At 70.5% G+C, this 12,752-nt stretch carries 13 protein-coding genes; 8 read left to right on the forward strand and 5 right to left on the reverse strand.

What is annotated here, in order from left to right; all coding sequences use genetic code 11:
* Positions 1-266: 266 nt before the first annotated feature.
* The 3 genes from thiD to GTY96_RS19170 form a co-directional block, all read right to left on the reverse strand.
* Positions 267-1,076 (reverse strand): bifunctional hydroxymethylpyrimidine kinase/phosphomethylpyrimidine kinase, encoded by an 810-nt coding sequence (gene thiD / locus GTY96_RS19160; RefSeq protein WP_143904674.1) that lies wholly within the window; start codon positions 1,074-1,076, stop codon positions 267-269.
* 97 nt (positions 1,077-1,173) lie between these two features.
* Positions 1,174-2,256 carry a hypothetical protein gene (locus GTY96_RS19165; protein WP_143904673.1) on the reverse strand — a complete coding sequence of 361 codons (1,083 nt, stop codon included), beginning with the start codon at positions 2,254-2,256 and terminating at the stop codon, positions 1,174-1,176.
* A gap of 190 nt (positions 2,257-2,446) precedes the next feature.
* Positions 2,447-3,127, reverse strand: a complete 681-nt coding sequence (locus GTY96_RS19170) for a TVP38/TMEM64 family protein (protein WP_235685719.1) — start codon at positions 3,125-3,127, stop codon at positions 2,447-2,449.
* Positions 3,128-3,497: 370 nt separating this feature from the next.
* On the opposite strand from GTY96_RS19170, the gene GTY96_RS19175 reads away from it, so the two are divergent.
* The 6 genes from GTY96_RS19175 (at position 3,498) to GTY96_RS19200 (ending at position 8,562) form a co-directional block, all read left to right on the forward strand.
* Positions 3,498-3,944, forward strand: a complete 447-nt coding sequence (locus tag GTY96_RS19175) for a general stress protein (protein WP_143904672.1) — start codon at positions 3,498-3,500, stop codon at positions 3,942-3,944.
* A 39-nt stretch (positions 3,945-3,983) separates the two neighbouring features.
* Complete coding sequence (locus GTY96_RS19180; RefSeq protein WP_143904671.1) at positions 3,984-4,319, forward strand: hypothetical protein; 336 nt, start codon at positions 3,984-3,986, stop codon at positions 4,317-4,319.
* A 35-nt stretch (positions 4,320-4,354) separates the two neighbouring features.
* The gene (locus GTY96_RS19185; protein WP_143904670.1) at positions 4,355-5,590 is read left to right on the forward strand and encodes a sodium:proton exchanger; all 1,236 of its coding nucleotides are present in this window, start codon (positions 4,355-4,357) and stop codon (positions 5,588-5,590) included.
* On the forward strand, positions 5,587-6,885 hold the full coding sequence (locus GTY96_RS19190; protein ID WP_143904669.1) for a cation:proton antiporter: 1,299 nt from the start codon (positions 5,587-5,589) through the stop codon (positions 6,883-6,885). Before GTY96_RS19185 ends, GTY96_RS19190 begins: the two co-directional genes overlap by 4 nt.
* Before the next feature lie 46 nt (positions 6,886-6,931).
* Positions 6,932-7,552 carry an L-threonylcarbamoyladenylate synthase gene (locus GTY96_RS19195; protein WP_143904668.1) on the forward strand — a complete coding sequence of 207 codons (621 nt, stop codon included), beginning with the start codon at positions 6,932-6,934 and terminating at the stop codon, positions 7,550-7,552.
* A gap of 74 nt (positions 7,553-7,626) precedes the next feature.
* The gene (locus GTY96_RS19200) at positions 7,627-8,562 is read left to right on the forward strand and encodes a hypothetical protein (protein WP_255442514.1); all 936 of its coding nucleotides are present in this window, start codon (positions 7,627-7,629) and stop codon (positions 8,560-8,562) included.
* Positions 8,563-8,592: 30 nt separating this feature from the next.
* Here the strand turns inward: GTY96_RS19200 and GTY96_RS19205 are convergent, their stop codons facing one another.
* Positions 8,593-8,910: a hypothetical protein gene (locus tag GTY96_RS19205; protein WP_143904666.1), complete on the reverse strand. Its 318-nt coding sequence runs from the start codon at positions 8,908-8,910 to the stop codon at positions 8,593-8,595.
* A gap of 158 nt (positions 8,911-9,068) precedes the next feature.
* Here GTY96_RS19205 and xerD point away from each other — a divergent pair, with 158 nt between their 5' ends.
* The gene (gene xerD / locus GTY96_RS19210; RefSeq protein ID WP_143904665.1) at positions 9,069-10,004 is read left to right on the forward strand and encodes a site-specific tyrosine recombinase XerD; all 936 of its coding nucleotides are present in this window, start codon (positions 9,069-9,071) and stop codon (positions 10,002-10,004) included.
* A gap of 115 nt (positions 10,005-10,119) precedes the next feature.
* On the opposite strand, the gene GTY96_RS19215 is transcribed toward xerD, so the two are convergent.
* The gene (locus tag GTY96_RS19215; protein WP_161665472.1) at positions 10,120-11,307 is read right to left on the reverse strand and encodes a DUF4388 domain-containing protein; all 1,188 of its coding nucleotides are present in this window, start codon (positions 11,305-11,307) and stop codon (positions 10,120-10,122) included.
* Positions 11,308-11,551: 244 nt separating this feature from the next.
* Here GTY96_RS19215 and trpS point away from each other — a divergent pair, with 244 nt between their 5' ends.
* Positions 11,552-12,565 carry a tryptophan--tRNA ligase gene (trpS, locus tag GTY96_RS19220; RefSeq protein WP_143904663.1) on the forward strand — a complete coding sequence of 338 codons (1,014 nt, stop codon included), beginning with the start codon at positions 11,552-11,554 and terminating at the stop codon, positions 12,563-12,565.
* Positions 12,566-12,752 lie beyond the last annotated feature (187 nt).

Genomic DNA, 12,752 nt, shown 5'->3' on the forward strand with positions numbered 1-12,752 from the left:
CAAACATTGAGGCAGTTTCGCGCCAGCCCAGACTGAACAATCGAACAGTCCGGGTGTTCTGATCGGCCATGCCTACATGAAAGAGTGAGCAGGTGCGCGGATGAATGAGTTCAACCGCTCACACTCGCGACCCAGAACATGGGATGCCCACATGCTCAAGAGAGCAGTAGGTCATCCAACACCCTCATGAATACACGGAAGGGCGTGAAACAAACAAATACATGTAAACAAATAAGACAGACATGAAATTTATTCAATGTCTGTCTTTATCCCTGGAGGAGCGGAAAGAAGTGCCCGATGGGCCCATTCCCGCGCCCCACCGCGAGCGGGTAGCGCAGCGCCGAGGTGACGTACTCCTTGGCCAGCCGCACGGCCTCCAGCGGCGCCGTCCCCAGCGCGAGCCGAGCGGCGATCGCCGCAGACAGCGTGCACCCCGTGCCGTGGGTGTTGGGCGTCTCCACGGGTTCGACCGAGAGCGTCTCCATCCGCGCCCCGTCGAACCACACGTCGGTGCCGCGCAGCGCGCCCGCCATGCCGCCGCCCTTGACGAGCACGGCGCGGGGACCCAGTGCGTGGATGCGCCGTGCCGCCTCGCGCATGTCCTCCAGCGTCTCGATGTCCATGCCCGCGAGCAGCCGCGCCTCATGGCGGTTGGGCGTGAGGATCGCCGCCATGGGCAGCATGCGCCCTCGCAGCGCTTCCACGGCCGCGTCGTCGATGAGCCGCGATCCCGCGCGCGACACCATGACGGGATCCACCACGAGGGGGCCCATCGCCACCCGCGCCAGCTGATCCGCCACGGCTTCGATGAGCGCGCGGTGGGCCAGCATGCCCACCTTGACCGCGTCCACGCGCATGTCCGCGGCGACCGCGTCCACCTGCGCGGTGACGGACTCCGGGGGCAGCAGGTCCACACGAGACACGCCGCGCGTGTTCTGCGCGGTGATGGCCGTCACGGCGCTGGTGCCGTGGACGCGGTGGAAGGAGAAGGTGCGGAGGTCCGCCTGGATGCCCGCGCCACCACCGCTGTCGGAGCCTGCGATGGTGAGGGCGGTAGCGACAGGGAAGGGCGTCATGGGCGGCGCATCCTAGACGACGCCTCACCCGCCCGTCCCCCGACGCGAAATACGCGCGCGTCCAGGGGACACCGGGTCGTCGACCCGAGCGAGGGACCTAGAAGTGGTTCTGCCGGGCCTGATCAAAATCCACGCGGTGCTTCAGATAGAGCGTGTCCAGCATGTGATTGCTGATGGGGTTCAGGTTGCCGTCGGTGAAGCGGTGGACCACCGCGCCCTTGCCCGCGTCCTTGAGGAAGGCCAGCGGATCCACGTCGCCGCCCAGGCCGGTGAGCGTGGGCACGGGGTCCGCGTTGTTGACGTAGTGCACGTACTGCGGACCGTCCGGGTACTTCGTGGACGCGGCGCCGAAGGTCTCCACCTGCAGGTGGCTCATCTTGGCCTCGACCTGCGCGGCGGACAGCCCGTCCTCCACCCGCAGCCGCTTCGCCACGTCATTGAGCGCGCGCGCGGTGATCAGGCCCCCCTGGCTGTAGCCCACCAGATGCACGTCACGGCCGGCCTTCAGCTCCGAGTAGAGCGTGTCCGCCAGCGTGTCCACGGCGGGGTTCTTGCCCTTGTCCAGCTTGTCCGTGATGCACTGGCCCAGATCCTTCACCAGGCCTTCCGTGGCGTTGTGGATGCCCACCACCTTCGCGCCGGAGCTGTCCGCCAGCGCCTGCATCTCCTTCAGCTGGCCGTCCGTCGGCGTCATGATGCCGTTGACGTAGAGCAGCGTCTTGTCCGGGTTCGGGTTGTTCTTCGGCGTGACGCCCGGCACGTCGCCCAGCTTCGTCGACGCCGGCAACGTCTTGCCGCCCGCGCCCACGAACATGCCGTCCTGCGCGCGGTCCGGCTTGGGGCCGCCGAAGAGGCTGGTCACCTCCCGCACCGTGGTGGCGTTGAAGACGTCCAGGCCCATCTCGATGAAGCGCGGGATGTCCTGGATGCCCCCCACCGCGGCGTCGATGATGCCGCCCAGCAGGCCCTTGTTGGCCGCCCCGGCCTGCTCGGATGCCGCGCCCGTCAGCCGGGCCGTGGCCCCCGGCGACACGGCGTTCTGCCGCGTCGGCGCCTGCTCGAAGGAGGACTTCTGGAAGGCCGGCACGTGCGCCACGGGCTTCTTCGCCAGCGGCTCCGCGGAGGGCTTCGCGGTGGACGGCGGCACGGCGAGGGAACGGGTGCGGTCGATCGTGCTCATGGGGGAAACCTCCAACCACCGGGGGACGTAGGCTCAGGTAGGTTATCCGCGCCTTGCCCGGGAAGTTGCGTTTCACCGCATCAAATGGCCCAGGCCCCACGGGGAAGGGGGCCCCGCCGGCCCGCGCGCGGTGCCGACCCAGGGCGCCGGGAACGGGCGCGGGCCCCACGGCGGGGGGGGAGGAGGACCTTCAAACGGGAAGGGGCCGGTCCTCCACGTCCCGCGCGTCCGCCGACGGAACGGTCCGCTCCGCGGGCGCGTCGCTGATCTCCTTGTAGAACCGGCGGCCAAAGACGACCCCCAGGATCAGCGACACGAGCATGCCCGCCGCGGACACGGCGGTCATCACCGTGCGTCCCTGCGCGAGCCCACTGCCGAACTGCGCGGTGAGGAAGGTGCCTGGAATGGTGCCCAGCACCACGCCCAGCACGGACGGCCAGAAGCGCGCGCCGCTCGCCGCGCCCGCGATCAACATGATGTCCGTGGGGCACAAGGGATTGAGGCAGGCGAGGAACGTGAACTGGAAGTCGTGCCGCCGCGCCGCCTTCGCGATCGCCGGGTACTTGCTGCCCGTCAGCCGCTGCATGGGCCGCGTGCCCAGCTTCCGCGCCACGAAGTAGAGCAGGGTGGCGGACAGGAAGCTGCCTGTTAGTGAATAGAGGGTGGCGGCCAGCGTTCCGAACATCATCCCCCCCACCGCCGTGACGACCTGGCCTGGCAGCAGCGACAGGGGCCGGATCGCCAGGAAGGCCACATATGCCACGGGGGCGTAGTCCCCCAGTGGGAGCAGCAGCTCCCGGATGGTGCGCTGATCGATGAAGTCCGGCCCCAGGAGCCGGAGCATCACCAGACCGCCAATGGAGACGAGCATCGGCGCGAGGATCCGCAGCCATGTCGCCAGTCCGCTCCTGCCGCCACTCGCCACCGCAGCCTCCCCCAGGCGCGCCAGACCGATGTGTCAGGCGTTGCGCACAAGGTGGGAACCGAGCAGGGAATCGGCAACGTGACATGAATTGTTGTGAACACCGAGAGCGTCCTGCCGGGCAATCACCCGTCCTGTCCGGATGCCCAGCAGGCCCGACAAGCGCGCGAAATCCTTGGGGATTATGCATGCAATGTCTGGAGAGAACGGCTGGCGGTGTACGGAGCTTGCTTGCATCGGGGCGCTTCCGTCCCAAGGTTTCAGGCAAGGGACACCCAGGCGCGGACGGGGTTGGGCAGTCACGAGAGGAGACACGGACATGTCGGACAAGGACAACAAGGGCAGCATGACGGTCGCGGAGGCGGGTCGTAAGGGCGGGGAGACCGTCCGCAACGAGCGGGGCCGCGAGTTCTACGAGACCATTGGCCGCAAGGGCGGCGCCACCGTGAAGGCCGAGCGCGGACGCTCCTTCTACGAGGAGATCGGCCGCAAGGGCGGCGAGACCGTGAAGGCCGAGCGCGGCGCCAAGTTCTACGAGGAGATCGGCAAGAAGGGTGGCGACCGCGTCAAGGCCACCCGAGGACCGAACTTCTATGAGGAGATCGGCCGCAAGGGCGGGCAGAAGGTCAAGAAGCTGATCGAGGAGGGCAAGCGCGCTGCCCGCGCCGCCGCGGAGCTCCAGTCGGGGACGGCTCCCGCCCCGGAGGGCACCGCCGCGCCGGCCGCCGCCCCGGACGAGCCCGCCCAGCCGGGCAACAACGAGTAACGGGGGACAGGACGCGCGGTCTTCCGGTATGACGGCCGCGTGTACCTGGTCCTCACGTTCCTCGAGCAGGTGGAAACAACCGAGCGGGCGATCCGCCGGCTCCGGGAGTTCGGCATCCCGGAACCGCTGGTCATCCGGGCGCGCAGCGCCGCCGCGGCCCTGTCCGCGGAGGTCCCGGTGTTCGCCGGTCTGCGCAGTCTGGCCCTGGGCGCGGATGAAGATCGCATCGTGCTCGTGAGCGTGCTGCCCGCGCTCCCACAGGAGGAGCTGGAGCGCATGATCCAGCGCGTCCAGCTGGAGATGGACGCGGACGACCCTCCGATGGGTCGGCTGGTGGCCCTGCCCGTGATCGCGGCGCCCACGCACCGGCGTTGATGACGCGCGGGGGCGGGCGGGTGTAAGCACCCATCGTGCAAGCGCTGCTCGTCTTCCTCATCGTCGCGGCGTTGTCGCTGCTCGCGTCCAGCCGTTCGCTGCTGGACCCGGCGCGCTTCCCCGCGCTGGCGCAGCTGGCGGCCAGCGGCCTGCTGTTCCTCATCTTCGGCGTGCTCCTGGGGCCCTCCGGCCTGGGGGTGCTCACCGCCCGCAACCTGGACTCCCTCCGGCCGCTGATCGCGCTGGGGCTGGGGACGGGGGGCGTGCTGCTGGGCCTCAACCTGGAGCCGCGGCTCTTGCGGCTGTTGCCAAGGCCCGTGTACGCGGCGGCGCTCGCGCACGCGGGCACGGCGTTCCTCTTCGTGGCGCTGCCGCTGTTGGTGCCGCTGATGCTGTCCAGCGGCCTGCGCCCCCTGATGGCGGTGAGCGCGGCGGCGCTCCTGGGCGCGGCGGCGAGCCTGTCGTCGGGGCACTTCGCGGTGCTGGGCTACCGCAACGGGCGGCTGGAGCGCGCGCGCGGCCTGGGCGTCGCGCTGCTCACCATGATGGACGACGCGGTGGGCCTGGGCGTGCTGGCGCTGGGGCTGGTGCTGGGCGCCACCGGCAACGCGGCGCAGGGCCTGGGCCTGCTGGGGCTGGCGCTGCTCCTGGGCGTGGCGTGCGGGGCGCTGCTCGCGTTCCTCACGCGCTCGCTCAAGGACCCCGCGGAGCAGACCACGGTGACGCTGGGCATGGTGGCGCTGGTGGGCGGCGCGGCGGCGTACCTGCGGCTGTCGGCGCTGCTGGCCGGGGTGGCCTGCGGGGCGACGCTGGCGCTGATGGGCGGCCGCACGGTGGAGCGCGTGGCCCGGGCGCTGGCGCGGGTGGAGCGGCCCACGTACCTGGTCCTGGTGTTCATGGTGGGCTGCAGCATTCACGCGCGCGACCTGTCGGCGTGGGCGCTCCTGCCCGCGTTCGTGGGCCTGCGCTTCCTGGGCAAGGTGCTGGGAGGCCGGGTGGCGCAGCGGCTCACGCAGGGCGTGCTCGACCTGCCGCCGCGCTTCGGCTACGCGCTCATCTCCCAGGGCGGCCTGGCCCTGTGCCTGGTGGCGGAGTACGTGCTGCTGGTGCCGGGCTCCATGTCGCAGCGGGTGCTGGACGTGGTGGCGGTGGGCGCGGTCGTCAACGAGATGCTCGCGCACGGGGCGTTCCGGCAGGTGCTGGCCGCGGAGCCCCCGCCCCCCCCGACCCAGGCGGAGCCCCCCGCCGGTGACGCGGGGGTGGCGGCATGAAGGGGTCCGTCTTCCGGTTGCTCCTGCTGATGGCCCTGCTCGCGGCCATCACCCAGGCCCAGGCGGTGCGCGCGGACGCGGGCACGCCCGTGCTGCTGGCGGCGGGCGCGCTGCTGCTGTGCGGCCTGTTCGCGGGCAAGGTGGCCAAGGGCATGGGCCTGCCGCGCCTCACCGGCTACATCCTGGTGGGCGTGGCGGTGGGGCCCTACGCGCTGGGCTTCATCCCCGGCGCGGGCGTGAAGGGGTTGGAGCTGGTGAAGGGGCTGGCGGTGAGCCTCATCGCGCTCGTCGCGGGCACGGAGCTGCACCTGGGGCTCATCCGCCGGGTGGGCGCGCGCGTGGCGCTGCTCTGCGCGGCGGTGTGCGGGGTGACGTTCGCGGTGTGCTTCGGGGCGACGTTCGCGCTCAAGCCGGTGCTGCCGTTCCTCGCGCCCATGACGGTGCCCCAGGCGCTGGCGGTGAGCGCGCTCCTGTCCACGGTGGTGGTGTCGTTCTCCCCCACGGTGACCATCGCCATCGTGCAGGAGACGTCCGCGCGGGGGCCCTTCACGGAGTTCCTGATGGCGCTGGTCATCATCGGGGACCTGTTCGTGATGGTGGCCTTCGGCCTGGCGGCGGGCATCACCCGGGCGACGTTTGGAAACGGCCTGGACCTGCCCGCGCTGGTGGGCGGGGTGGGGTGGGAGCTGTTCGGTTCGGTGGGGGTGGGGTGCCTGCTGGCGGTGGCGATGCTCCTGTACATGCGGGGCGTCAACCGCGAGCTGCCGCTGTTCCTCGTGGGCCTGTCGTTCGCCGCGGCGGAGGGCGGCGCGCGGCTGCACCTGTCGCCGCTGCTGGTGTCGCTGGCGGCGGGGGCGCTCATCGCCAACCTGGACGAGCGCGAGGGCCGCCGCATCCACCAGGCCATCAACCAGGCGGGCCTGCCGGTGTTCGCGCTCTTCTTCGCCGCGGCGGGGGCCGGGCTGAAGCTGGATGCGCTGGTGACGGTGGGGCCGGCGGCGCTGCTGCTCGTGGTGCTGCGCGGACTGGCCATCTGGGCCGCGTGCCGCAGGTTCGCCCCCGCGGACGACCCGCGCCTCAAGCGCTACCTGTGGATGGGGCTCATCTCCCAGGCGGGCGTGACGTTCGGGCTGGCGGCGCTGGTGTCGCGCACCTTCCCGTCGTTCGGGCCCCAGGTGGAGGTGCTCATCGTCGCGATGATCACCGCGCACGAGTTGGTGGGGCCGGTGCTGACCCGGCGCGCGCTGATGGGCAGTGGCGAAATCCGTGCGGAGGAGGCAGGCGGCGGCGCATAGTGCAGGGACGCGCCACCCGCGCGCCTTCCAGGAGTTCCCTTCCATCATGCCCGCCGCCGTCGCCCCCATCCTCGAGGTGGACGTGGATCATCCGTCGCCGCGCCATGTCGCGCGGGCGGTGGAGGTGCTGGAGAAGGGCGGCCTCATCGCCTACCCCACGGACACGTACTACGGACTTGGCTGTGATTTGAATGCAAAGAAGGCGATTGAACGCCTGTACCAGCTGAAGGGCCGCGACAAGAAGAAGCCCCTGTCGCTGCTCTGCCCGGACCTGTCGGACGTCGCCCGCTACGCGCACGTGAGCAACTTCGCCTACCGCGCGATGAAGGGCCTCACCCCCGGGGCCTTCACCTTCATCCTGGAGGCTACCCGCCTGGTGCCGGAGGTGATGATGACCAAGCAGAAGCAGGTGGGACTCCGCGTGCCGGACGCCGCCCTGCCTCGCGAGCTGGCGAAAGCGCTCGGCCGCCCGCTCATCACCACCTCCGCCACACATACCGACGGTACGGTTTTGTCAGACGCCCGGGACATCAAGACGGCGTTGGGGCACGGGCTGGAACTCATCCTTGACGGTGGCGTGACCCTGAACGAGCCGTCCACGGTGATTTCACTGATAGGCGATACGCTTGAAATCCTGAGGCAAGGCAAGGGTAGTCTGGAGTCCTGAAATCCATTCCAGAGGGGGAAGTCTTGGCTGAGGAGGACTGTCCATCAACGCCAGTCGTTGATTTACCGGAGCGAGTGCCGGGAGCGCTCGCGCTGCTGGGCTTGCTGGTGCTCCGGCCGATTGATTTGCATTACCGCCTGCGTGAGGCGGGCATCCGTTCGCCCGCGGGCCGCATCGGGCAGTTGTGGCGCGAGCAGGCGGAAGGGGGCCGCGCGGCGGGGGCCTTCGTGCGGCGGATGTTGTGGCTGCTGGTGGTGCTGTCGCCGGGCCTCACGGTGGTCGCGGGGCTGGGGCTTCGCGTGCTGGGCGTGCCAATGCGGGGCCTCTGGATCATCTCCGCGGCGCTGTGCACCACGGTGGGGCTGGTGGTGGCGCTGGTGTCGGGGCTCGCGTCGGGGGTGATGCTGGGGTCGCTGGCGAGCGTGTCGATGCTCGCGGGGCTGCACGCGACGGCGGGCGGCGCCTTTGGGCCGGAGTCCGGGGGCTCCGCGGCGATGGTGGTGGGCATCTGCCTGGGCATCGTGTCGGGCCTGTCCGCGGGGAGCATCGGGGGGCTCGCGAGCGGGCGGGGGCCGTCCGTGCGCAACGTGCAGGTGGCGGCGATCGCGACGAGCCTGGTGCCCATGCTGGTGTGGAGCGGCGCCTCGTCGGTGTCCTTCGCGGGCGCGGTGGCCGCGAGCGCGCTGGTGGCCTTCCTGGCGTGCGCCTTCCGGCTGCCGTTCTACGCGCTGGAGGTGCTGGCGCAGGCCATGGCGTACGCGGTGGAGCGCTTCACGGGGCGGCCCACGCTGCGCTGGGTGCCGGTGCGGCACCACAACCTGAGCTACCTGCCGCACCCGTTCCTGGGGCGCCACCTGGCGCTGGCGGTGCGTTCGCGGCCCGCGGAGGTGCTGGCGGTGGCGGACGCGTGCCTGCGCTCGCCGGGCAACATCCTGGTGGGCTGGCCGTGGGTGGTGGAGGCGCTGGAGCGCGCGCACGCGCAGGAGGCCGCCGCCGAACCCCACGCTTGAGCGACGTGGGGACGGCGTGACGGGGCGACTTCAGAGCTTCTCGACCTGGGTGATGACCTTCACGCCAATGTCATTGGGCGCGTAGGTGACGCGCACGGAGTCGCCGGACTTGAGGCCCTCCAGGGTCTTCTTGAGCTGCGGCTTCGACGTGTCGACCACGTAGGTCAGCGGAGGGGCCGCCGCGGTGGCGCCCTCCAACTGGATGCTGGCGCCGGTGATGCTCCTCACCTTGCCCTCCCGGGTCTTCGCGGCCGTCGTCGCGGGGGCGGCTGGCTGGGCCAGGGACGTGGTGCCCACGCTGCCCAGCGTCAGCACCGCCATCCACATCCAGGTCCGTGCGTGCGTCATCGCTGCTCCTTGGTTCAGGGAAGGGCAGAGGCTGGCCGCGCTTCCGGCCGAAGGCAACGGCGTGCTGGGTGGGATGGGCTTCCCCCGCCAGCCGGTCGTGGTGGACTCCACCGCCAGGGAGTTGCCCTGGGGGGCGTCTTCGCTACCCTCCAGGGACCATGGAAGGACTGCTCGACGCGTTCATCGCCTTCATCCGCGCGGAGCGGGGCCTGTCCGGCAAGACGGTGGACGCCTACGCGGCGGACCTCACCGTGTACTTCGCGGACCTGCGCGCGCGCGGACGGGAGGACGCGGCCCGCGTCACCCAGGAGGACGTGCTCGCGCACCTGGTCAGCCTGGGCAAGCAGGGCCTGGGCCGCCGCAGCCAGGCCCGGCACCTGGCGGCCATCCGCGTCTTCCACCGGTTCCTCGTCGCGGAGCGGCTGGCGGACAAGGACCCCACGGAGGACGTGGACACCCCGAAGTCGCCCCGCAAGCTGCCCGTGTTCCTGACGCTGGAGGAGGTGGAGCAGCTGCTCGCCGCGCCGGATCCGCGCACCGTCACCGGCCTGCGCGACAAGGCGATGCTGGAGGTGCTCTACGCCACCGGCCTGCGCGTGACGGAGCTGTGCACGCTGGAGCTCAACAACGTGCAGCTCACGTCGGGCTACCTCGTCACCAAGGGCAAGGGCTCCAAGGAGCGCATCGTCCCCCTGGGCCGCGTGGCGATCGAGCAGGTCCAGGCGTATCTGTCGCTGTCGCGGCCGGAGATGCTGGGCAAGCGCGAGGCGAAGGCGCTGTTCGTCACGCCGCGCGGTGAGGGCTTCACCCGGCAGGGCTTCTGGAAGCTGCTCAAGCGCTACGCGCTGAAGGCCGGCATCTTGAAGCCTTTGTCACCGCACAAGCTGCGGCATTCGTTCGCGACGCACCTGGTGGAGCGGGGCGCGGATCTGCGCGCGGTGCAGCAGATGCTGGGCCACGCGGACCTGGCGACCACGCAGATCTACACGCACGTCAACAGCGCCCGGCTGCGCAAGGTCTACGACGAGTTCCACCCGCGCAGCGACGCCTTCAAGCCGAAGCCTCCGGCGAGGAAGCGCCCTTCCGCCTCGTGACGTTCGGGGGAGGGGGTCCACCCGCGGGTCTGGCGCTCGGGCCGGGTGCGCCGCGCGATCAACTCCCAGTGTCTGGCATTGGAGTCCCGGCCGCGGGAGCGCCGGGCCCCGGAGCTCAGCTCCCGCCCAGGTCCCCCAGGTTCAAACCATACGGATCCGTGGTGGTGCGCCGGGGCGAGGGCTCCGGAGTCCCCTCGGCCATGGGGGCCACGCGAATGAGTCCGGCCGCCCTCAGCCGGTCCACCGACCGCGACGCGGCCAGCTCGCCCATCGCCGCCGTGCGCAGCGCCTGACGGATGCTCCGGCTGCCCCGCAGCTTCGAGTACAGGTACAGGTCGTCCGCCGTCAGGTCCGGCGGGGCAGGGCGGGGGATGGGTTCGAACACCAGCCGCCCGTCCAACGCGAACAGCGCGTCGCTCAACGCCAGCGTCAACCCCACCTCCGCCTCGCGGTACAGCGCGTGCGCCTCCGGCACCGGCCCGCGCTCCAGCACCTGCGCCGCCAGCGCCACCGCCAGGTCGTACTTGCGCGAGGAGAGGAACGCGCGCACCAGCGCCAACAGCTCGGTGAACTCCGTGGACTCGCCCACCGTGGGGCCCGTCGAACGGTGCGGCGCCAGCGCGCCCCTCCGGTACAGGTGGAGCACCCAGCGCGCGGCGAACAGGGGCGTCTCCTTCGCGCTCGCGAGCAGCTCGCCCAGCGTGGCGCCCCCCGTGGCCAGGTCCAGGAGCACGTCCTCCTCCTCGGAGAAGGTCTCCACCGCGAACTCGCGGAACACGCGGAACGTCATGTCCAGCCGGGGGAAGATCTCCCGGAACAGGGACCACTCGCGCAGCCGCGCCACCGCGTCCCGGTGCAGCGTGCCCAGGGGCAGCCGGAGCCCGACCGCCCGGCCCGGCAACGGCAGCCCCAACGTGAACTCCACCTCGCCCGACTCCCAGGCGTAGCAGTCGAAGAGCGCCTCGCGCGCCTTGTGCTCCATCGCCTCGGTCAGCTCGTGCAGCGCCACGAAGCAGCGCTGCACCAGGAACGTGCCATAGGGCAGGTTCGCGCCCTCCGCCGCCTCGAACGCCGCCGCCGCCCGGGGCGCGTCCAGGATGCGCAGGTTCACCAGCACCTGCGCCAGGTGCTCGCGCGGATCCGTGGAGGCCACTCCCACCAGGTGCCCGTCCCGCAGGTAGAACTCCCGGCGCACCGCGCCCCGCTCCACCCGCAGCGTCCCCTCCACCCCCGGCGCCGTGAACAGCGCGGGCATCACCAACTGGAGCCGGTAGCTGGCCAGGTTTCCCGTGAACGCTTCCATCCGTTGGCGCCCTCCAAGGCAGGCCACGTGCTGCGTCGCCCACCAGGGTACCGTCGGACCTGAGCCCCCTCAACCCCCCGGAACTGCTGGGCTTTTCCTGTCCGGGCGAAATGTTCCAGGCAGGCCGGGCAGGCGGATGTCAGGCATTGAAGACGGGGGGCCAGCCGCAACGGAAGGTTGCAGGGGGACGGCGGGTATGCGAACGAGCCGTGTCCTCTACCCGTCAATGGGGAGCGCAATCGCGATGCGGATTCTCTCAGGTGTCCAGTCGTCCGGAAGGCTGCACATCGGCAACTATTACGGGGCGCTGCGCCAGTTCGTGCAGCTCCAGGACCAGGGCGAGGCCTACTACTTCATCGCCAACTACCACGCGCTCACCACCGTGCGGGATCCGAAGCTCGCCCTGGACCTGACGCGCGACGCGGCGCTCACGTACCTGTCGCTGGGCCTGGATCCGAAGAAGGCCGTCCTCTTCCGGCAGAGCGACGTGAAGGAGGTGCTGGAGCTCAACTGGATCCTCGGCACCGTGGTGCCTCAGGCCCACCTGGAGCGCGCCCACAGCTACAAGGACAAGGTCGCCCGCGGCATCAGCCCGGACTTCGGCCTCTACGCGTACCCGGTCCTGATGGCGGCGGACATCCTGCTCTACAGCGCGGACTCCGTGCCGGTGGGCAAGGATCAGATCCAGCACATCGAGTTCGCGCGCGACTGGGCCGTGAAGTTCAACACCCAGTACGTCCCCGGCTACGACCCGGCGGATCCGGAAGGGAAGGAGCGGGGCCACGCGCCCGGCATCCTCAAGCTGCCGTCCGCCCACGTGCACGAGTTCGCCGCGACGGTGCCCGGCATCGACGGACAGAAGATGTCCAAGTCCTACGGCAACACGCTGGAGCTGTTCGGCGAGGACAAGGACATCAAGAAGCGGATCATGTCCATCAAGACGGACTCCACGCCGGTGGACGCGCCCAAGCCCACCCAGGACGCGCCGCTGTACGATCTGCTCAAGCTGATGCTCCCGGCCTCGGAGTTCGCGGACGTGGACGCGTCCTGGAAGGCCGGTGGCAAGGGCTACGGCGACTACAAGAAGAAGCTCCTGGAGGCCTTCCACGCCACCTTCGGCCCCGCCCGCCAGCGCCGCGCGGAGCTGCTGGCCGACCCGGGGGAACTGGAGCGCATCCTCCAGGACGGCGCCCAGCGCGCCCGGGCGGAAGCCACCCGCCTGATGGACCAGGTCCGGCGGGCCGTGGGAATCCCCTGAACACCCGTTCCTGTTCAAATGTTTGACCCACCTGGGAGGCATTGCTAAGGAGGTCTGTCCCCCCGGCGCATGCTGCTAAAGGCCGGATTTTCGGGCCCTTTCGCATGACGAAGCCCCTCTCCCAGAAGGACGCCGGCCGGTGAGCGAAGGTCGCAAGCCCCCACCGCCGGACGACCTCCCGCCGGAC

The sequence above is a fragment of the Corallococcus silvisoli genome (genome assembly GCF_009909145.1).
Classification (GTDB): domain Bacteria; phylum Myxococcota; class Myxococcia; order Myxococcales; family Myxococcaceae; genus Corallococcus; species Corallococcus silvisoli.

Coding starts and splice junctions, on each gene's coding strand:
- thiD (WP_143904674.1), bottom strand. CDS start 1,076: ATGACGCCCTTCCCTGTCGCTACCGCCCTCACCATCGCAGGCTCCGAC.
- GTY96_RS19165 (WP_143904673.1), bottom strand. CDS start 2,256: ATGAGCACGATCGACCGCACCCGTTCCCTCGCCGTGCCGCCGTCCACC.
- GTY96_RS19170 (WP_235685719.1), bottom strand. CDS start 3,127: ATGCTCGTCTCCATTGGCGGTCTGGTGATGCTCCGGCTCCTGGGGCCG.
- GTY96_RS19175 (WP_143904672.1), top strand. CDS start 3,498: ATGTCGGACAAGGACAACAAGGGCAGCATGACGGTCGCGGAGGCGGGT.
- GTY96_RS19190 (WP_143904669.1), top strand. CDS start 5,587: ATGAAGGGGTCCGTCTTCCGGTTGCTCCTGCTGATGGCCCTGCTCGCG.
- GTY96_RS19195 (WP_143904668.1), top strand. CDS start 6,932: ATGCCCGCCGCCGTCGCCCCCATCCTCGAGGTGGACGTGGATCATCCG.
- GTY96_RS19205 (WP_143904666.1), bottom strand. CDS start 8,910: ATGACGCACGCACGGACCTGGATGTGGATGGCGGTGCTGACGCTGGGC.
- xerD (WP_143904665.1), top strand. CDS start 9,069: ATGGAAGGACTGCTCGACGCGTTCATCGCCTTCATCCGCGCGGAGCGG.
- GTY96_RS19215 (WP_161665472.1), bottom strand. CDS start 11,307: ATGGAAGCGTTCACGGGAAACCTGGCCAGCTACCGGCTCCAGTTGGTG.
- trpS (WP_143904663.1), top strand. CDS start 11,552: ATGCGGATTCTCTCAGGTGTCCAGTCGTCCGGAAGGCTGCACATCGGC.